Here is a 17,457-nt window from a genome sequence, read left to right on the forward strand (position 1 = left end):
ATGATGCGGGATGCTGCTGCGGAATGCGCTCGCGCGCTACTGGCCACGGCGGTAGAACGGCAGGTCCACAACGGTGAACGGCTCGGCCTTGCCGCGCAGATCGACCTGCAGGCGCGTTCCGGCAGCGGCGTGCTCAGGTGCGACGTAGGCAAGGGCGACGGGGTACCCGAGCGTGGGGCTCGGCTGGCCGCTGGTCACGCGCCCGACCGCGTCGTCACCCGCGAGCACTGCGTACCCGGAGCGCGCCGCGCGGCGGCCGTCGCCGCGCAGACCGACGAGCTGCAACTCGGGGGTCTGCTCCCGGCGCGTCTCGAGCGCGGCGCGGCCGACGAACGCCTCGGGCTTGACGAACGAGACGACCGGGCCGAGACCCGCTTCGAAGGGCGTCACCTCGCGGCTGAGCTCGTTGCCGTAGAGCGGCATACCGGCTTCGAGGCGCAGTGAGTCGCGCGAGGCGAGACCGGCGGGGATCAGACCCTGCGGCTCCCCTGCGGTGAGCAGTGCGTTCCAGAGATCCGCCGCCTCAGCGTTGGGGAGGTAGAGCTCGAACCCGTCCTCCCCGGTGTACCCGGTGCGGGCCAGCAGCACGGGGTGACCGGCCACGACCGCCTGCTCGGCAGCGTAGTACTTCATGCCCGTCACGAGCTCGCGCTGTTCCTCCGGCACGAGCGCCTGCACGATCGCGGCGGCGTTCGGACCCTGCACTGCAATGAGGCTGAGTTCGTCCGACTGATCCTCGATCTCGACGTCGAAGCCGTCCGCCCGTTCGGCGAAGGCCGCCGCGACGGTGCCGGTGTTTCCGGCGTTCGGCACCACGAGGTACACGTCTTCTGCGAGCCGGTAGCTGATGAGATCGTCGATGATCCCTCCGTCAGCATCGCAGATCAGCGAGTACTTCGCCCGTCCGACCTTGACGGCGCCGAGGTTGCCGACGAGGGCGGTGTTCAGAAAGACGGCGGCATCGGGCCCGGCGACGCGGATCTCCCCCATGTGGGAGAGGTCGAAGAGCCCGGCTGCGCTGCGCACGGCGCGGTGCTCGGCGAGTTCGGATCCGTACTTGAGCGGCATGTCCCAACCGCCGAAATCGGTGAATGCCGCGCCGAGCTCAGCGTGCTCGGCGTGCAGGGCGGTCCGCTTCGGGGAGCTCATGGTCATCATCCTCAGTTCTCGAAGGCTTCGGGCGCGGGGCACGCGCAGATCAGGTTCCGATCGCCGTAGGCGCCGTCGATGCGCCCGACCGGCGGGAAGTACTTGTCGACGCGGAGCGCCTCGACCGGGTAGGCGCCCTGCTCCCGGCCGTAGGCGCGGTCCCATTCACCGGAGATCAGCGCTTCCGCGGTGTGCGGCGCCAGACGGAGCGGCGATTCGGCGACCGCGATCCTGCCTGCGATGACCGCGTCGATCTCCGCGCGGATCGTCACCATCGCCTCGATGAACCGGTCGATCTCGGCGAGGTCCTCGGACTCGGTCGGTTCCACCATGAGTGTGCCGGGGACGGGGAACGCCAGCGTCGGGGCGTGGAATCCGAAGTCGATCAGCCGCTTCGCGACGTCCTCCGCCGTCACTCCAGACTGAGCGGTGAGCGCGCGCAGGTCCAGGATGCACTCGTGCGCGACGAGCCCGGTCGCCCCGGTGAAGAGCACCGGGAAATGCTCGGTGAGCCTCGCGGCGATGTAGTTGGCGCTGAGCAGCGCCGTCTTCGTCGCGAGGGTGAGCCCCTCAGCGCCCATCATCGAGATGTAGGCGTAGGAGATGGGAAGCACGCCGGCCGAGCCGAAGAGCGTTGCGACCACGGGAACGCCGCCGCTCACCGAGTACGTGCCCGTCGGGTCGTTCGGCACGAACGGCAGCAAGTGCTCGGCCACCCCGATGGGCCCGACGCCGGGCCCGCCGCCGCCGTGCGGAATCGCGAAGGTCTTGTGCAGATTCAGGTGAGACACGTCGCCCCCGAATCGCCCCGGCTGGGCCAGGCCGACGAGCGCGTTCATGTTGGCGCCGTCGATGTAGACCTGGCCGCCCGCCTCGTGCACCTGGTCGCACACCTCGCGCACGTCGTCGTCGTACACGCCGTAGGTTGAGGGGTACGTGATCATGATGGCGGCGAGTTCGTCGCGGTGCGCGTCGATCTTCGCCGAGAGGTCGGCGAGGTCGATGTGCCCCGTCTCGGTGTTCTGCACGACGACGACGCGCATTCCGGCAAGCACCGCGGAGGCAGCGTTGGTGCCGTGCGCCGAAGCGGGGATGAGGCACACGGTGCGCTGGTCGTCGCCGCGCGAGCGATGGTATCCGCGGATCGCGAGGAGACCCGCGTACTCGCCCTGTGCGCCCGAGTTCGGCTGCAACGAGATGCCCGCGTAGCCGGTGATCTCGACGAGTCGCCCTTCGAGGTCGGCGATGAGCTCGCGCCAGCCGCGCGTCTGGTCTTCGGGCGCGTACGGGTGAACTCCGGCGAATTCGGGCCAGGAGATCGCCTCCATCTCGGCGGTGGAGTTGAGCTTCATCGTGCACGAACCGAGCGGGATCATGGTGCGGTCGAGCGCGAGGTCGCGGTCTGCGAGCCGACGCAGGTAGCGCAGCATCTGGGTCTCGGAGTTGATGGTCGTGAAGATCGGGTGCGTCAGGAAGTCGCTCGTGCGCGTGAGTTCCGCGGCGAAGCCGAAGCGCTCCGATTCGGCCTCGGGGGCCTCGACGATCTCGGCCCCGAAGGCGCGCACCACGGCCGCGACATGCTCGGGAGTGGTCGTCTCGTCGGTGGAGACGCTCACCGTGTCCGCGTCGACCCGACGCAGATTGACGCCGTGCTCCGCCGCAGACGCGATGATCTCGTCAGCCCGTCCCGGCACGCTCGCCCGCACCGTGTCGAAAAAGGACTCCGCGGCGAGCGGGATGCCCGCCGCGGCGAGCGAGGCGGCGAGCGTGCGCGCGTGTCGATGCGCTCGGATCGCGATCTCGGTCAGTCCGTCGGCGCCGTGGTAGACGGCGTACATCGATGCGGTGATGGCGAGGAGTGCCTGCGCGGTGCAGATGTTGCTCGTGGCCTTCTCACGGCGGATGTGCTGCTCTCGGGTCTGCAGTGCGAGACGGTAGGCGGTGCGGCCGGCCGCGTCTTTCGATACGCCGACGAGCCGGCCCGGCAGCGCCCGCTCGAGCCCTGAGCGCACCGCGAGATACGCCGCGTGCGGTCCGCCGTAGAAGAGCGGTACTCCGAAACGCTGCGTGTTGCCGACGGCGACGTCGGCCCCCTGCTCCCCTGGCGGCACGATGAGGGTCAGTGCGAGCAGGTCGGCGATCACCGTGACCATCGCGCCGCGCTCCTTCGCCGCTGCGATCACTGCGGCATGATCGACGACGGCACCGTCGTCGCCCGGCTGCTGCAGCACGATGCCGAAGATGTCACCCTCGGGCAGCCCCTGCGACAGGTCGGCGACTTCGACCTCGAAGTCGAGCGCTTCCGCGCGGCCGCGGATCACCGCGATGGTCTGCGGGAAGAGATTCGCGTCGATCACGGCGCGTGCGGCGGCAGGAGCGCGATTGGCGCGCCGCATCAGCAGCACGGCCTCGGCCGCGGCCGACGACTCGTCGAGCATGGAGGCGTTCGCGATCTCGAGAGCGGTGAGATCGGAGACCATCGTCTGGAAGTTCAGGAGCGCCTCGAGACGCCCCTGCGAGATCTCGGGCTGGTACGGCGTGTAGGCGGTGTACCAGGCCGGGCTCTCGAGCACGTTGCGCCGGATGACGGGCGGAGTGTGCGTTCCGGAGAATCCCTGTCCGATCATCTGGGTCTTGACGACGTTCTTCGCGGCGAGCGCCCGGAGGTCGGCGAGAATCTCTTCTTCGCTGCGACCCTGGGGCAGGTCGAGGGGTTCGGACTTGCGAATCGAGGCAGGCACCGCATCGTCGACGAGTGCGTCGAGCGACTCGTAGCCGAGCTCGGCGAGCATTGTCGCGACATGCGTCGGGTCGGTGACCCCGATGTGTCGATCGGGGAAGGTGCGGGGTGCGGAAAGGGCTGTCACGAGGATCTCCGAGGGCTGTCGCGCGCGAACGCGCGGATGTATTGGGATCCTCCCCGCTCTGTATGGGACCTGAGAGATTCGGTCGCCGCCAGAGCGGGTCCCTTGCACCGTCGGTGAGCCGACGCACGCGTCAGCTGCTTTCCAGAGTTGCCGTGCTGGGGCGGTACGGGGGCCTGAGAGATTCCCGGGGAGGGATTGCTCCTACGGCGCCAGGGTCGGTTCGTTCTGCCCTGAACTCTCCCGCCACAACTTGATGGCCGGTATTCACAATGTGTGCTCACTCTAGCATCGGGGCGGGATCGCGGCGCGGACGTTCCAGCGCCGAATCGCGGTCGCCGTCGAAACCGCTCGGGGCGGGTGAGCGCCCGCCCCGAGCGGCGCATCAGCGATCCTCGTCTCTCCCGTCCATCGCGAGCAGTTGATCCTCAACCGTTCCGCCGTACCCGTCGCTCTGCGGATCGCCGTGCAGGCCCCCCGAGACCGCGTACTCCTCCTCTGGGGAGAGCACGAGCCGGTGGCGCGTATAGACGCCGAAGATGATCAGACCCAGAACGTAGACGACGACGATGGCGATGATGGCGGGCCGGAAGGTCTCGTTCAGCAGGAAGCCGACGAAGATGAGCGCCGAGATGACGGCGGCGATGATGGCGCCTGGCACACCCCACGGGCTCAGGTACGGGCGCTTCACGTTCGGATACTTGCGTCGAAGGATGACGAAGGAGAGCATCTGCATGAAGTACGCGAGCACCGCGCCCCAGACGGCGATGTTGAGCACGATCGCGCCGCCCACGCCGCTGTCTCCACCCGTGAGCTCGACGATGATCAGCGCGGCCAGACCGATCAGCGCGCCGGCGATCAGCGCCACCCACGGGGTCTGGCGCTTGCCGGTGAGGGACAGGAATCGCGGATAGTAGCCCGCGCGCGACAGGGAGTACATGTTGCGCCCGTAGGCGAACATGATGCCCTGCAGTGAGGCGAGGAGGCCGAAGAGCGCGAAAAGTGCGAGGAGGCCGGCGACCCACGCGAGGTCGTCGCCGAGGATCGCGCGGAAGCCGTCGAGCAACGGTTCGCCGGCGACTCCCGTCGTCTCGGATCCCAGGACGCCGGTGTTCAGCACCAGCACGAGGAGGCCGGTGACGATCAGCGTGCCGCGAGCCCACAGCCCGGCTCGCGGGATGTCCCGCACGGGATTGTGCGATTCTTCGGCGGCGAGCGGCAGCTCCTCGATGCCGAGGAAGAGCCACATCGCGAACGGCATGGCGAAGAGGATCGGCAGCACCCCGTGCGGCAGGAAGAGGCTCTGGCCCGGGTCGGGCTCGATGTCGAAGAGGCTGCCCCAGTTCATGGCCCCGCTCGCGAGTGCCATGACGGCGAAGAGCACGAGCACTCCGATGGAGATGAGCGAGACGACGATGGCGAACTTCAGTGAGATGGCCGCGCCGGCCGTGTTCAGGCCGACGAAGGCGGCGTAGAGGATGATCCACCAGAGCCACGTCGGCAGGCTGAAGCCCATGAGCCCCTCGGTGACGCCGTTCGCGTACCCCGCGGAGAAGTAGACGATCACCGCGGTTGTGGCGACGTACTCGATCGTCTCGGCCAGGCCGGTGACGAACCCGCCCCACGGGCCGAGCGCCGCCCGGCCGAAGGAGTACGCGCCGCCGGTGTGCGGCATCGCGGCCGCCATCTCGCCGATCGAGAAGATGAGCCCGTAGTACATGACCACGAGGATGGCGAAGGCGATGAGCATGCCGCCGAATCCGGCGGCCTCGATGCCGAAGTTCCATCCGGAGAAGTTGCCGGAGATCACGGCGCCGACGGCGAGACCCCAGAGCCCCCACACGCCGGCCGATCGCTTGAGCTTGCGTTTCTCGAAGTACCCCGACTCTGCGGTGGTGTACGTGGCACCTGAAACCTTCAGGGTGTCCTTGGCCATGTCGACCTCTTTCACTACGGTGTGATGGATACGAGATGCTGCGTTGCGATGCCCGTCGCTGGGAATCGGCTGAGCGGTGCGCCACTGCCGACTATAGCGAGCTATTGGTCGTTTGCAACCACCTTTGTGTGCTGGCTGCGGCGGGAAGCTTGCATCAAGCCCCGGGCTTCATGATGTAATGGTCTTGAAACCTACCTTTTCAGCGCTGCGGCGCCAGGCAGGTGGAGCACGCATTCTCACCTCGACGACGAGCACAAGGAGAGCACATGATTCCCGCGAGCGGCAATCTCACCCCCGAAGAACTTCGCGGAGCGGTCGCCGCCGGCGAGATCGACACCGTCATCGTCGCGTTCACCGACATGCAGGGACGCCTCGTCGGCAAGCGCGTCTCGGCCCGGCTCTTCCTCGAAGACGTCATGGCGCACGGCGCCGAGTGCTGCAACTATCTGCTCGCGGTCGACGTCGAGCTCAACACCGTCGATGGCTACGCCCTGACCAGTTGGGAGAGCGGCTACGGCGACATGGCGATGATCCCCGACCTCGACACGCTGCGACGCATCCCGTGGTTGCCCGGAACCGCCCTCGTCATGGCCGATCTCACGCTCGCGAGCGACCACTCCCCCATCTCCGTGTCTCCGCGCCAGATCCTGAAGCACCAGATCGATCGCCTCGCCGCGCACGACCTCGTGCCCTTCATCGGCACCGAGCTCGAGTTCCTCGTCTTCGACGACGACTACCGCAGCGCGTGGCGCAGCGGCTACCGCGACCTCACTCCGGCGAGCGACTACAACACGGACTACGCTCTGCAGGGCTCCACCCGCATCGAGCCGCTGCTGCGCGACATCCGCAATTCGATGGACGCCGCGGGCATGTACTGCGAGGGCGTCAAGGGCGAGTGCAACCTCGGGCAGCAGGAGATCGCCTTCCGCTACACGCACGCACTGCCGACGTGCGACAACCACTCGATCTACAAGAGCGGATCGAAGGAGATCGCCGAGAAGCACGGCAAGAGCATCACGTTCATGGCGAAGTTCAACGAGCGCGAGGGCAACAGCTGCCACGTGCACGCGAGCCTGCGCAACACCGCAGGAGACCCGGTCTTCGCGGACGAGAACGCTCCCGACGGCATGTCGCAGACGTTCCGCCACTTCATCGCGGGGCAGCTCGCGGCGATGCGCGAGTTCACGCTGCTCTACGCACCCAACATCAACTCGTACAAGCGCTACGTCGACGGCAGCTTCGCGCCCACCGCGGTCGCGTGGGGCCACGACAACCGCACCTGCGCGCTCCGCGTCGTCGGGCACGGCCAGGGCATGCGCGTGGAGAACCGCGTGCCAGGGGGCGATGTGAATCAGTACCTCGCCGTCGCAGGCATGCTCGGCTCCGGCCTCGCGGGCATCGAGCAGCAGCTCGAACTCGGTGAGCCGCTCCGGGGCAACGCCTACACGAGCGACGTCGCCCGGGTTCCCACCACCCTGCGCGAGGCGGCCGACCTCTTCGAGCAGTCCTCGCTCGCACGCGACATCTTCGGCGACGAGGTGGTCGAGCACTACACCCATGCGGCTCGCGTGGAAGTGCGAGCCTACGACGCCGCCGTCACCGATTGGGAGCGGGTCCGTGGCTTCGAACGACTCTGACGCGCCGGCTCCGCCGCTCATCGGCATCACGAGCTACCTCGAGCAGGCCCAAACGGGGGTCTGGGATGTCCCGGCCTCCTTCCTCCCGCAGGTGTATCTCGATGCGGTGACCGACGTCGGCGGCGTCGCGATCGTGCTGCCCCCGCAACCGGTCGAGCCCGGTGTCGCTCGGGGCATCGTCTCTCGGCTCGACGGGCTCATCCTCTCGGGCGGCGCCGACGTCGATCCTGCGCGCTACCGGGCCGACCCCCACGAGCGCACCGGAGCTCCGCGCACCGACCGCGACGCGTTCGAGGCAGCACTGCTCGATGCGGCCATCGACGCGCAGCTCCCGCTTCTCGGCATCTGCCGGGGAGCGCAGGTCATCAACGTCGAGCTCGGGGGCACGCTGATCCAGCATCTCCCCGACATCGTCGGCGACGACCGGTACCAGGCCGGCCAGGGGGTGTTCACGGAGATCGATGTCGAGGTCGACGCCGGGTCGCGCATCGGAGAGCTGCTCGGCGATGACCGCAACGCCCGCGCGCACCTGTATCACCACCAGGCGATCGATGCGCTCGCCGACGGGCTCACCGCGACCAGTCGCACCGTCGACGGCATCATCGAATCGATCGAGATCGACGCCCTGCCCTTCGGGGTCGCCGTGCAGTGGCATCCAGAGGAGAACCGTGAGGATCGCCGGCTCTTCGCCGGCCTCGTCTCAGCCGCGGCGACGTACCGTTCCCGGCGCGAGAGCGTCATCCCGTCACCCGTCCCGTCATCCGAGCACGCATCGAAGGAGCAGCCGTGAGCTACACCGTCATCAACCCCGCGACCGGAGCCCCGGTCACCGAGGTGGCCCACCTCGACGTCGACGCCACCGACGCCGCGATCGCGCACGCGGTCCGAGCTCAGCGCGACTGGGCGTCCGTCGCACCCGCCGACCGCGCTCGCGTGCTCCGACGATTCGCCGACGCGGTGGATGCCGACGTCGAGCACCTCGCACAACTCGAGACCGTCAATTCCGGTCACCCCATCACCCAGTCGCGGTGGGAGGCCGGGCACGTGCGCGACGTGCTGGAGTACTACTCCGGCTCGCCCGAGCGCCTGATCGGCCAGCAGATTCCCGTCGCGGGAGGCATGAACGTCACGTTCCACGAACCGCTCGGCGTCGTGAGCGTCATCACGCCCTGGAACTTCCCGATGACCATCGCCTCGTGGGGCTTCGCCCCGGCGCTCGCCGCGGGCAACGCCGTCGTGCTGAAGCCGGCCGAGTGGACGCCGCTCACGAGCCTGCGGCTCGGCGAGCTCGCGCTCGAAGCGGGGCTGCCGGAGGGCCTCTTCCAGGTGCTGGCCGGGCGCGGTTCGGTCGTCGGCGAACGCTTCGTGACGAATCCGTCGGTGCGCAAGGTCGTCTTCACGGGGTCGACCGAGGTCGGCAAACGCATCATGGCTGGGTGCGCCGATCAGGTGAAGCGGGTCACGCTCGAACTCGGCGGCAAGAGCGCGAACATCGTGTTCGCCGACGCCGACATCGAGCGGGCCGCAGCGACCGCGCCGTACTCGGTGTTCGACAACGCCGGCCAGGATTGCTGCGCCCGAAGCCGACTGCTCGTGCAGCGCAGCGTCTACGACCGCTTCATGGAGCACTTCGAACGGGCTGTGCAGGGTGTGCGGGTCGGCGATCCGACGCTCGAATCGACGGAGGTCGGGCCCCTCGTCTCGCAGGCGCACCGCGAGAGCGTCGCCGGCTTCCTCACCGACGACGTGCCCGTCGCGTTCCGGGGTTCCTGCCCGGACGGGCCGGGCGCGTGGTTCGCTCCCACGGTGGTCACTCCCGAGCGAGGCTCGCGCATCGCCACTGAGGAGGTGTTCGGGCCGGTCGTCTCGGTCCTGCCCTTCGAAGACGAGGCCGACGCGCTGCACCTCGCGAACGACTCCGATTTCGGGCTGAGCGGTTCGATCTGGACGTCCGACCTCGGCCGCGGCATCCGCGTCGCCCGAGGCGTCGAGGGCGGCAACCTCTCGGTCAACTCGCACTCCTCGGTGCGATACACGACGCCCTTCGGCGGCTTCAAGCAGTCGGGGCTCGGGCGGGAGCTCGGCCCTGACGCGGCAGAGCACTTCACCGAGACGAAGAACGTGTTCTTCGCGAGCGAGTAACCCCGGGCCCGCCCGTCCCCGCATCTCCCACGCTGTACCCTGCTTTCCTCAGGAAGGATCCGTCATGAGCGACATCACCCCCATCGACCTCACGCAGCGCCTCGCCGGCAAGGTCGCCGTCATTACCGGCGGCGGAAGCGGCATCGGTCTCGCCACTGCCCGCCGCATGCGCGCCGAAGGGGCGCGCATCGTCATCGGCGACATGGACGAGACGAGCGGCGCAGCCGCCGCCGCCGCAGTCGACGGCCTCTTCGTCAAGGTGAACGTCACCGACGAAGCGCAGGTCAACCATCTCTTCGACACGGCAGCGCGCGAGTACGGTGCGGTCGACATCGCCTTCAACAACGCCGGCATCTCCCCGGATGACGACGACTCGATCGAGATCACCGAACTGCCCGCGTGGGAGAAGGTGCAGGATGTGAATCTCAAGAGCGTCTACCTGTGCTCGCGGGCGGCGCTCCGCCACATGACGGCGCAGGGATCCGGATCGATCATCAACACGGCCTCGTTCGTCGCGATCATGGGTTCGGCCACCTCGCAGATCTCGTACACCGCGTCGAAGGGCGGCGTGCTCGCCATGACGCGCGAGCTCGGCGTGCAGTTCGCGCGGCAGGGCATCCGCGTGAACGCGCTCTGCCCTGGGCCGGTGAACACTCCGCTGCTGCAGGAGCTCTTCGCGAAGGATCCGGAGCGCGCCGCCCGACGTCTCGTGCACGTTCCCGTCGGCCGCTTCGCTCAGCCGGAGGAGCTCGCCGCATCCGTCGCCTTCCTGGCGAGCGACGACGCCTCCTTCATCACCGCCTCCACCTTCCTCGTCGACGGCGGGCTGACGAGCGCGTACACGACGCCGCTCTGAGCGCCGCACGATGGAAGCGGCAGAGGGCATCGAGCTGCTCATCAGGGCGGCGCGGCCCACCAACGCGTACGAGGAGACGATGCAGCGGCTGCTGCAATCGATCCGCCTCGGCATGATCGGTCCGGGCGAGCGGCTCCCGGCGGAGCGCGACCTGGCGACGATGCTCAAGGTGAGCCGCGACACGGTGCGCGAGGCGCTCGCGACGCTCGCCGACGCCGGATACGTCGTCTCCCGGCGGGGCCGGTACGGCGGCACGTTCGTCGCCGAGCGCATTCCCGAGGACTCCGCGCTGGGACGCGGCTCCGCGACCCTGCCGAGCGCTGCGGAGATCGAGGACGTCACGACGCTGCGCCGCGTGCTCGAGGTGGGGGCGGCGCGCGAAGCGGCAGGGCGAGAGCTCTCCGCGGAGGAACGGGCCGCGCTCGCTCACGCGCTGGAGGAGTGCTCGAGCTCGGAAGCGGTGGATCACCGACGGCTCGACTCGCGCCTCCACCTGCTGATCGCCGAGCTCTCGGGCTCCACGAGCCTCGTACCGCTCGTCGCCAACCTGCGCACGCGCGTCAATGCGCTGCTCGAAGCGATTCCGATGCTGCAGCCCAACATCGTGCACTCGAACGATCAGCACGAAGCGATCGTGTCGGCGATTCTCGCCGGGCGACCGCAGTCGGCGGCGGAGGCGATGCTCGAGCACGTCGAAGGCTCCTCCGCGCTGCTGCGCGGGTTCCTCACAAGACACTGACGAGGACGGCCGCGCTCCGCACAGCTCAGCGCAGGCTCGCGATGACCTCCGACGCTGATCGCACGCGCGTGAGATGCCCGACCCCTTCGCCGGCATCGACGGGAACGATCGAGTAATCGCCCGCCGCTGCGGCGGCCGCGAACTCGGAGCGCGCCTCGGCGTCGCTCGCGAGTTCGTCCTCGCGCCCATGCCACTGATCGATGAAGGGCGTGCGCAGCAGCCGCTCCGGAAAGCGCTCCGGCCAGGGCCGCTCGAGCGCCACATCGTAGACCCGGGTGACCAGGGTGTCGGCGGCGGATCCCCGGAGCAGCGCGTCACGAGCCGGTGGCGGGGTCAGCGCCTCCTCGCACGCGGCGAATGCGGTGCCGACCCACGCTCCCGCGGCGCCGGCGTCGAGCACCCTGGCCACATCGCTCGACGTGCTGATCGCCCCTGCTGCGAGCACCGGAGCGTCGACGGCGGCGATGATCTCGGCGAGCAGCGCATCCCGCGGGTGCTGATGATCGCCGTGACCGCCGCCCTCCCGGCCGCGGGCGACGATCGCATCGACGCCGGCGGCCGCGGCGCGCATCGCCTCGTCGACCGTCGCCGACTGCGTCACGGCGATGGCACCGGAGGCGTGCACCCGTTCGATCCACGACGCGTCGGGGTGCGCGTCGCCCCATTCGCCGAAGCTCACCGAGACGAGCGCTGGCCCTGCGGCGAGCGCGCGCTCGAACAGCTCGGGATCCCGCGCGATTCCCCAGGCGACCAGCCCGATGCCGAACGGCGCTCCACCGGCGCCGATTCCGTCTCCGAGAGCCCCGAGCTCCCGTTCGAGTGCGGTGACGGAACCCGCACTGCCCATGCCGATCATCCCGAGCCCGCCCGCTCGCGACACGGCGGCGGCCAGTCGTCCGCCGGCGACACCCCCCATGGGTGCGCACACGATCGGGGTGGACAGTCCCAGGGAACGGGCCCAGTCGGTGAGTCTGCCGTTGCTCATGCCGCCCAGGCTACCGCCGCACGGTCGCGCCGGAAACTACTCCTGGCCGGCGCAGTAGGTCGACAGCCGTTCCTCGCCAGCGGTCAGCGCCTCGTCCCAGGCGGTGAACGCTGCGTCTGCTTCGGCGATGTACGCATCGAGCTCGTCGGCAGGGAGCTGGAGCGCCTGCTCCTCCGTGAGCAAAGTGGTGACCACGTCTTCGTAGTACGTCTCGTAGGCGTCATACATGCGCGCCATCTCCGCGTAAGCCTCGGGATCGGTCACCTGCGCCAGCGCCGCCGTGAGCTGCGCGAGCCCGTCGGCCGCCTGGAGCTGCGCCGCGGCGACGTCACCCCTCGCCGCGACATTGGAGGCGCCGCTGAACACCAAGCCGGCATCGACCCAGTCACCATTGGCGACCTCGCACGCCTGCGCTGCAGTTTGACCGCTCTGCATCACGCCGCACAATTCGTAGCGCCGCACGTCGGCATCGGACATCTGCTGCTCGAAGGCGCTCTTCTGCTTCCCCAGAATGAGGACCAGATTCGCAGGGTCGTCGGGGTTGGCGACGTACCCTTCGGGAATATCACCGAGGCCCGTCCAAATGGTGTCGGCGTACTGCTGATGCGCGGCGATCGACGCGTCAAGGGCGTCGTGCAGTTCGGGAACGTCGACGCGGTCGGCGATGTCTTGCAGGGTGGAGATCACCGCTTGGTGCTCCGTTCGCTTCCTCTCGAAATCCTTGCTCTCGGTATCCGCCTCGAGGGCCACCCACGGGTCGAGAGCGAATCCCCATTCGGCATTCACCGTCTCGCACGCGCCGTCCAGGCTCTGCTCGGCCTGCGACGTTGGCGCCGGGGCGGGCGCGGCGTCGTCCGTGAACGATGGGATCAGCGCCGTGCACCCCGCCGCGCCCATCGTCAGCGCGATGGCCGCCGCGACGATTCCTCCGCGCCTCATGGCAGTTCTCATGGTGTCTCCTCGATGGTCGCAGTCATCGCGGATGTCGCCGTCCCGCGACGGTACGTCAGGTCGCGGATCCGGCGATCCTTGTCGATGCCCTTCTCCTCGAACGCGGTGAGGATGCGCCCGTCGAAACGCTCGGCCCACTCCCCCGAGAAGTCGCGCTCGAAGCCCTCGGCGGCATCGAGCACCTGCCGCATGTGCTCGGCGTAGTTCTCCCAGTCCGTCGCGAGCCGCAGCACACCGCCGGGCCGCAGCGCGCGACGGGCCACGCGCGCGAAGTCATCATTCACCAGACGCCGTTTGTGGTGCCGCGCCTTCTTCCACGGGTCCGGGAAGAACACCCAGATCTCGTCGACCGAGCCTGCTGGCAGGTACTTCTCGAGCAGTTCCGGCGCGTTCACCTCTGCGAGGCGCAGGTTCTCGACGCCCGCCACCTCTGCCCGGATGATGGTGCGGGCCAGCCCCGCGCGGAACACCTCGATCGCGAGGAAGTTCGTGTCCGGCCGGGTCTGCGATGCGTGCAGGATCGCATGCCCCTGCCCGGACCCCACCTCCACGATGAGCGGCGCCGTCCGCCCGAAGATCTGCTCCGGGTCGCCGGTCTCCCCATCGGCGACGCTGGTCGCCGCGGGGCCGTGCGCGATATCGAGCACGTACTTCTCAGCATGATCGGCCCACGCCCGCTCCTGCGACGGCGTCATGCGACCGCTCCGCCGCACGAACGAGACCGGCTTCTCCCGGAAGGTCGTCGGGTCGAAGCTCTTGGGCGGAAGTGGCTGCTGCTCGGTCACCCCATAACGGTAGTCGGGGCTGCGGCCCGGGGCAAAGCCGGAGGTGATCGGGCAGTAGCATGGAGACGGCTGTACACCGTGCCCGAGCGAAGGAGCGCATGATGACCAGACGGATCCTGCTGGTGAATGGACCCAATCTCAATCTGCTCGGCACACGGGAGCCCGAGGTCTACGGCACAGACACGCTCGCCGAGGTCGAGTCGCTCGCAGCGCGCGTCGCCGCCGAGTTCTCGCTCGAGGTGCGCGCCGTGCAGAGCAACCACGAGGGCGAGCTCATCGACGCGATTCACGCGGCGCGCGAGGACTGCGCGGCGATCATCATCAATCCGGGCGCGTTCACGCACACGTCGATCGCGATCCGCGACGCGATCAGCGGAGTCGAGCTGCCGACCGCCGAGGTGCACATCTCGAACGTGCACGCGCGCGAGGAATTCCGCCAGCACTCCTACCTCTCGGGCGTCGCGGCCTGCGTGATCGTGGGATGCGGCGTGCAGGGGTACGAGTTCGCGGTGCGCCGGATCGCGGCACTGCTGGGCGCGTCACCCGCTCCGGCGGCCGGAAGGGCGTAAAGCGTTTGGCACCGAGCAGCATTAATCAATGACTGTAAGCCTCCTCGTCGTCCGAAGACAGCAGGATGCAGTCGAAGTTCCGATGCTCGAGCCATCGCTGCATCGACTCCGGCGTCTCCGATCTGGGCGTCACGTGCAACGAGTCCGCCTCGAACACGTAACCGGGCGCGGGCATTTCCACCGGCGGATTGTCACTCACGTACTGATAGGTGAACTCGACGACCTTCCGGTCGCCGTTCAACAGGAAACCGGACTCGCTCGAACCGTAGAAACTGTTCTCGTTGGTGTACTCGAACCCCAGCATATTGTTCACCATGTAGCCGTACGTGCCCGGGCCCACCACCAGCATCCGATCCCACTGCTCCGGTATCAACGACGTCGCCGGCACGATCTCACCCGAGGCACACGCCTGCCGCAACGCCGCATCAAAGTCGTCGGCGCGTGCTCTCGCAGCGTCGCTCTCGATCACGCCAGCGCACCCCGCTGTGCTCACGAGTACTACGCTTGCAACGCACGCAGCCGCCTTCCGGCCCAGGTGACGCTTCGCAAATAGTTTCATCACTGCCAGTACCCACTTCCCGACCGAGGAATCGGGGTCTTCCTGCGATCTCCGGCGGCCGGAAGGGCGTAAAGCGTTTGGCACCGAGCAGCATTAATCAATGACTGTAAGCCTCCTCGTCGTCCGAAGACAGCAGGATGCAGTCGAAGTTCCGATGCTCGAGCCATCGCTGCATCGACTCCGGCGTCTCCGATCTGGGCGTCACGTGCAACGAGTCCGCCTCGAACACGTAACCGGGCGCGGGCATTTCCACCGGCGGATTGTCACTCACGTACTGATAGGTGAACTCGACGACCTTCCGGTCGCCGTTCAACAGGAAACCGGACTCGCTCGAACCGTAGAAACTGTTCTCGTTGGTGTACTCGAACCCCAGCATATTGTTCACCATGTAGCCGTACGTGCCCGGGCCCACCACCAGCATCCGATCCCACTGCTCCGGTATCAACGACGTCGCCGGCACGATCTCACCCGAGGCACACGCCTGCCGCAACGCCGCATCAAAGTCGTCGGCGCGTGCTCTCGCAGCGTCGCTCTCGATCACGCCAGCGCACCCCGCTGTGCTCACGAGTACTACGCTTGCAACGCACGCAGCCGCCTTCCGGCCCAGGTGACGCTTCGCAAATAGTTTCATCACTGCCAGTACCCACTTCCCGACCGAGGAATCGGGGTCTTCCTGCGATCATCGATCCCGAACTCTGCACGATCCCTGCCTGGAAGGCTGTGCGCGCCGGACAACTCGTCAAACGAGTCTGGCTCAGGGTGCGGTCCCTCGTAGTCACTCCATCGGAGTCGTTTATCATCACCGATGGTGATGAGGTCGCCATTTCTCGCTGCACGCTCGACGAGTTCCGCGAGCTCCTCGTCACTCACCTGCGGATGCTGCAGTGCGAAGGTGCGTCCCATCTCATTGTTGTAGAGATCCATCGCCTCAGCGGGGCCGGGATTGCTGTGATACCCCTCGTGCGCGCTTGTGAATTCCTCTGCCCAGTCGGGGCCGAAACGCCTCGTCAACAGCGCGGACCAATAGGTATGACGGAACGCATCGTTCCGGTCGTAATTGCCCGGCCGGCCCGTACCACTCGGGAATCTCTCGGCGGCAACTGACTGCGCAGACTTCTGAATCTCGTAGGCGTCCTTGAGGTCCCAGGCCCACAGGCTTTCCAGCATGGCTTTCTCTTTCGCCGTCATCCTAATGTCAAAATCCAAGCCCAGACGTTCCATCAACCAACGCGCGATCCCGTGCGGGATGCCCCAGGGCGCCCACAAACGCAGTTCTCCGCCGTCGCGCGGATCGTCGGCGACCTGGTATTTCACGAGGATCTCCTCGATGCTCGGCTTGTCACGCGAACCACCGCCTGCCGCGTCGGTGCTGGTGAACCCCAGTGTCGCAGCGACGGCGTGCAGCGACTGCTGAGTGTGCTGCAAACGGGCCACGAGCTTCGCGTGCGCCGCCTGCGCTGCCGCCTCCCGCGCCGTCTGAGCGACGCGAAGCCGGGCGTAGGCGGTCGTCACCGTCGTCAAAGATGCGATCGCGCCTCCGCGTGCGACGTCAGCGACCGCCAAGGCGAGCGCGTGCTCGGCGTGCAATGTCGGCGGGAGCGCGTCGAGTAGATTCCAGGCTTCGTCGAGCGTGGCATTGGCTGCACTCACCAGCGATGGAAGTCGCGCGAGCTCCTCGACGTGCGAGAGGAGATGCGACGCGCTCGTCGCGAAGGCCGCTGATGCCGCCGCTCCTGTCTTCCCGGTGAAACCTGGATCAGCCGCGGCCTTCCGCCAGGTGCGTGCCGCACTCTCGAACGTGACGCGTGCCGCGGAGTGCGCCCATTCGTCACCGTAACGCGGCGCACGTGCGATCACCTCGAGACGAGACTCGAAGAACCCGCTCATGAGAACCCGCCGAGAACTCGGGCGATGATGTCCACGATGTCCTGCTCGACCGAGATCATCTCGGCGAGAGCATCGGCGAGATGATCTCCGGCAGCAGCGAGCGCCTCACCGGTGCTTCGGCACAGCATCCCGACCGCTGCACCCACGTCAGAGAACGCCGCGTCGACTCCGCGGAGTTCGGGCACGCCAGACTCCTGCCCCAGTGGAGCATCGGCGGCGGTCACGTCGTGCGCAGAGCGCTGGAGCACCTCGGCGCGAGACCGCACGAGGTCCGCGACGAACGACACGCGCCCGCTCACCAGCCACCTCGCGTGATTCGTGGTTGCAGCGAATTCGGCACGCTGCGGGTGTCCATCGTCGCACGTCGCATGGGGTACTCCTTTTTCGAGCCCCCCCGT

Annotated in this window: 16 protein-coding genes and 2 riboswitches; of the genes, 6 read left to right on the plus strand and 10 right to left on the minus strand. The window is 67.9% G+C overall.

All coding sequences use genetic code 11. The features are described 5' to 3' along the window. Positions 1 to 36: 36 nt before the first annotated feature. The 3 genes from gcvT to JSQ98_RS05775 form a co-directional block, all read right to left on the minus strand. The gene (gene gcvT, locus JSQ98_RS05765; protein WP_211648743.1) at positions 37 to 1,149 is read right to left on the minus strand and encodes a glycine cleavage system aminomethyltransferase GcvT; all 1,113 of its coding nucleotides are present in this window, start codon (positions 1,147 to 1,149) and stop codon (positions 37 to 39) included. An 11-nt stretch (positions 1,150 to 1,160) separates the two neighbouring features. Further along, entirely contained in the window at positions 1,161 to 4,016 is a 2,856-nt protein-coding gene (gene gcvP / locus JSQ98_RS05770) for an aminomethyl-transferring glycine dehydrogenase (RefSeq protein WP_211648744.1), read from the minus strand. Positions 4,017 to 4,064: 48 nt separating this feature from the next. Then, positions 4,065 to 4,166, minus strand: a riboswitch (glycine riboswitch). 1 nt (position 4,167) lies between these two features. Further along, a riboswitch (glycine riboswitch) is annotated at positions 4,168 to 4,269 on the minus strand. 129 nt (positions 4,270 to 4,398) lie between these two features. After that, entirely contained in the window at positions 4,399 to 5,949 is a 1,551-nt protein-coding gene (locus JSQ98_RS05775; RefSeq protein ID WP_211648745.1) for an amino acid permease, read from the minus strand. 266 nt (positions 5,950 to 6,215) lie between these two features. Between JSQ98_RS05775 and JSQ98_RS05780 the strand changes: the two genes are divergently transcribed. The 5 genes from JSQ98_RS05780 (at position 6,216) to JSQ98_RS05800 (ending at position 11,323) form a co-directional block, all read left to right on the plus strand. Continuing rightward, on the plus strand, positions 6,216 to 7,586 hold the full coding sequence (locus JSQ98_RS05780) for a glutamine synthetase family protein (protein ID WP_211648746.1): 1,371 nt from the start codon (positions 6,216 to 6,218) through the stop codon (positions 7,584 to 7,586). Further along, on the plus strand, positions 7,567 to 8,376 hold the full coding sequence (locus JSQ98_RS05785) for a gamma-glutamyl-gamma-aminobutyrate hydrolase family protein (protein ID WP_211648747.1): 810 nt from the start codon (positions 7,567 to 7,569) through the stop codon (positions 8,374 to 8,376). The genes JSQ98_RS05780 and JSQ98_RS05785 overlap by 20 nt, the downstream gene beginning before the upstream one ends. Continuing rightward, a complete protein-coding gene (locus JSQ98_RS05790; protein ID WP_211648748.1) occupies positions 8,373 to 9,728 on the plus strand; it encodes an aldehyde dehydrogenase family protein in 1,356 nt (451 codons plus the stop codon). The genes JSQ98_RS05785 and JSQ98_RS05790 overlap by 4 nt, the downstream gene beginning before the upstream one ends. Before the next feature lie 64 nt (positions 9,729 to 9,792). After that, on the plus strand, positions 9,793 to 10,584 hold the full coding sequence (locus JSQ98_RS05795; protein ID WP_211648750.1) for a 3-oxoacyl-ACP reductase: 792 nt from the start codon (positions 9,793 to 9,795) through the stop codon (positions 10,582 to 10,584). Positions 10,585 to 10,594: 10 nt separating this feature from the next. Further along, complete coding sequence (locus tag JSQ98_RS05800; protein WP_211648751.1) at positions 10,595 to 11,323, plus strand: FadR/GntR family transcriptional regulator; 729 nt, start codon at positions 10,595 to 10,597, stop codon at positions 11,321 to 11,323. A 25-nt stretch (positions 11,324 to 11,348) separates the two neighbouring features. Here JSQ98_RS05800 and JSQ98_RS05805 read toward each other — a convergent pair whose 3' ends face one another. The 3 genes from JSQ98_RS05805 to trmB are packed head-to-tail and all read right to left on the minus strand — an operon-like array spanning position 11,349 to position 14,044. After that, positions 11,349 to 12,308, minus strand: a complete 960-nt coding sequence (locus JSQ98_RS05805) for an NAD(P)H-dependent flavin oxidoreductase (protein WP_211648753.1) — start codon at positions 12,306 to 12,308, stop codon at positions 11,349 to 11,351. A gap of 36 nt (positions 12,309 to 12,344) precedes the next feature. Beyond that, a complete protein-coding gene (locus JSQ98_RS05810) occupies positions 12,345 to 13,259 on the minus strand; it encodes a hypothetical protein (protein ID WP_211648754.1) in 915 nt (304 codons plus the stop codon). Beyond that, entirely contained in the window at positions 13,256 to 14,044 is a 789-nt protein-coding gene (gene trmB / locus JSQ98_RS05815) for a tRNA (guanosine(46)-N7)-methyltransferase TrmB (protein ID WP_211648755.1), read from the minus strand. The genes JSQ98_RS05810 and trmB overlap by 4 nt, the downstream gene beginning before the upstream one ends. 101 nt (positions 14,045 to 14,145) lie before the next feature. Here trmB and aroQ point away from each other — a divergent pair, with 101 nt between their 5' ends. Then, entirely contained in the window at positions 14,146 to 14,613 is a 468-nt protein-coding gene (gene aroQ, locus JSQ98_RS05820; RefSeq protein WP_211648756.1) for a type II 3-dehydroquinate dehydratase, read from the plus strand. A 25-nt stretch (positions 14,614 to 14,638) separates the two neighbouring features. On the opposite strand, the gene JSQ98_RS05825 is transcribed toward aroQ, so the two are convergent. The 4 genes from JSQ98_RS05825 to JSQ98_RS05840 all read right to left on the minus strand — a co-directional run bounded on the left by JSQ98_RS05825 (position 14,639) and on the right by JSQ98_RS05840 (position 17,358). Then, positions 14,639 to 15,106, minus strand: a complete 468-nt coding sequence (locus JSQ98_RS05825; RefSeq protein WP_211648757.1) for a hypothetical protein — start codon at positions 15,104 to 15,106, stop codon at positions 14,639 to 14,641. Between the two features lie 163 nt (positions 15,107 to 15,269). Beyond that, positions 15,270 to 15,737 (minus strand): hypothetical protein, encoded by a 468-nt coding sequence (locus JSQ98_RS05830; protein ID WP_211648757.1) that lies wholly within the window; start codon positions 15,735 to 15,737, stop codon positions 15,270 to 15,272. Positions 15,738 to 15,802: 65 nt separating this feature from the next. Further along, positions 15,803 to 17,059: a DUF6973 domain-containing protein gene (locus JSQ98_RS05835; RefSeq protein ID WP_211648758.1), complete on the minus strand. Its 1,257-nt coding sequence runs from the start codon at positions 17,057 to 17,059 to the stop codon at positions 15,803 to 15,805. Next, positions 17,056 to 17,358 (minus strand): hypothetical protein, encoded by a 303-nt coding sequence (locus JSQ98_RS05840; RefSeq protein ID WP_211648759.1) that lies wholly within the window; start codon positions 17,356 to 17,358, stop codon positions 17,056 to 17,058. The genes JSQ98_RS05835 and JSQ98_RS05840 overlap by 4 nt, the downstream gene beginning before the upstream one ends. Positions 17,359 to 17,457: the final 99 nt, after the last annotated feature.

Origin of the sequence: Leucobacter manosquensis (genome assembly GCF_018304845.1) — a bacterium.
Taxonomy (GTDB): Bacteria; Actinomycetota; Actinomycetes; order Actinomycetales; family Microbacteriaceae; genus Leucobacter; species Leucobacter alluvii.

Excerpts from the sequence above, each read along its gene's own strand:
- gcvT (WP_211648743.1), bottom strand. The coding sequence starts at position 1,149 with ATGAGCTCCCCGAAGCGGACCGCCCTGCACGCCGAGCACGCTGAGCTC.
- JSQ98_RS05775 (WP_211648745.1), bottom strand. The coding sequence starts at position 5,949 with ATGGCCAAGGACACCCTGAAGGTTTCAGGTGCCACGTACACCACCGCA.
- JSQ98_RS05780 (WP_211648746.1), top strand. The coding sequence starts at position 6,216 with ATGATTCCCGCGAGCGGCAATCTCACCCCCGAAGAACTTCGCGGAGCG.
- JSQ98_RS05795 (WP_211648750.1), top strand. The coding sequence starts at position 9,793 with ATGAGCGACATCACCCCCATCGACCTCACGCAGCGCCTCGCCGGCAAG.
- JSQ98_RS05800 (WP_211648751.1), top strand. The coding sequence starts at position 10,595 with ATGGAAGCGGCAGAGGGCATCGAGCTGCTCATCAGGGCGGCGCGGCCC.
- JSQ98_RS05805 (WP_211648753.1), bottom strand. The coding sequence starts at position 12,308 with ATGAGCAACGGCAGACTCACCGACTGGGCCCGTTCCCTGGGACTGTCC.
- JSQ98_RS05810 (WP_211648754.1), bottom strand. The coding sequence starts at position 13,259 with ATGAGAACTGCCATGAGGCGCGGAGGAATCGTCGCGGCGGCCATCGCG.
- aroQ (WP_211648756.1), top strand. The coding sequence starts at position 14,146 with ATGACCAGACGGATCCTGCTGGTGAATGGACCCAATCTCAATCTGCTC.
- JSQ98_RS05835 (WP_211648758.1), bottom strand. The coding sequence starts at position 17,059 with ATGAGCGGGTTCTTCGAGTCTCGTCTCGAGGTGATCGCACGTGCGCCG.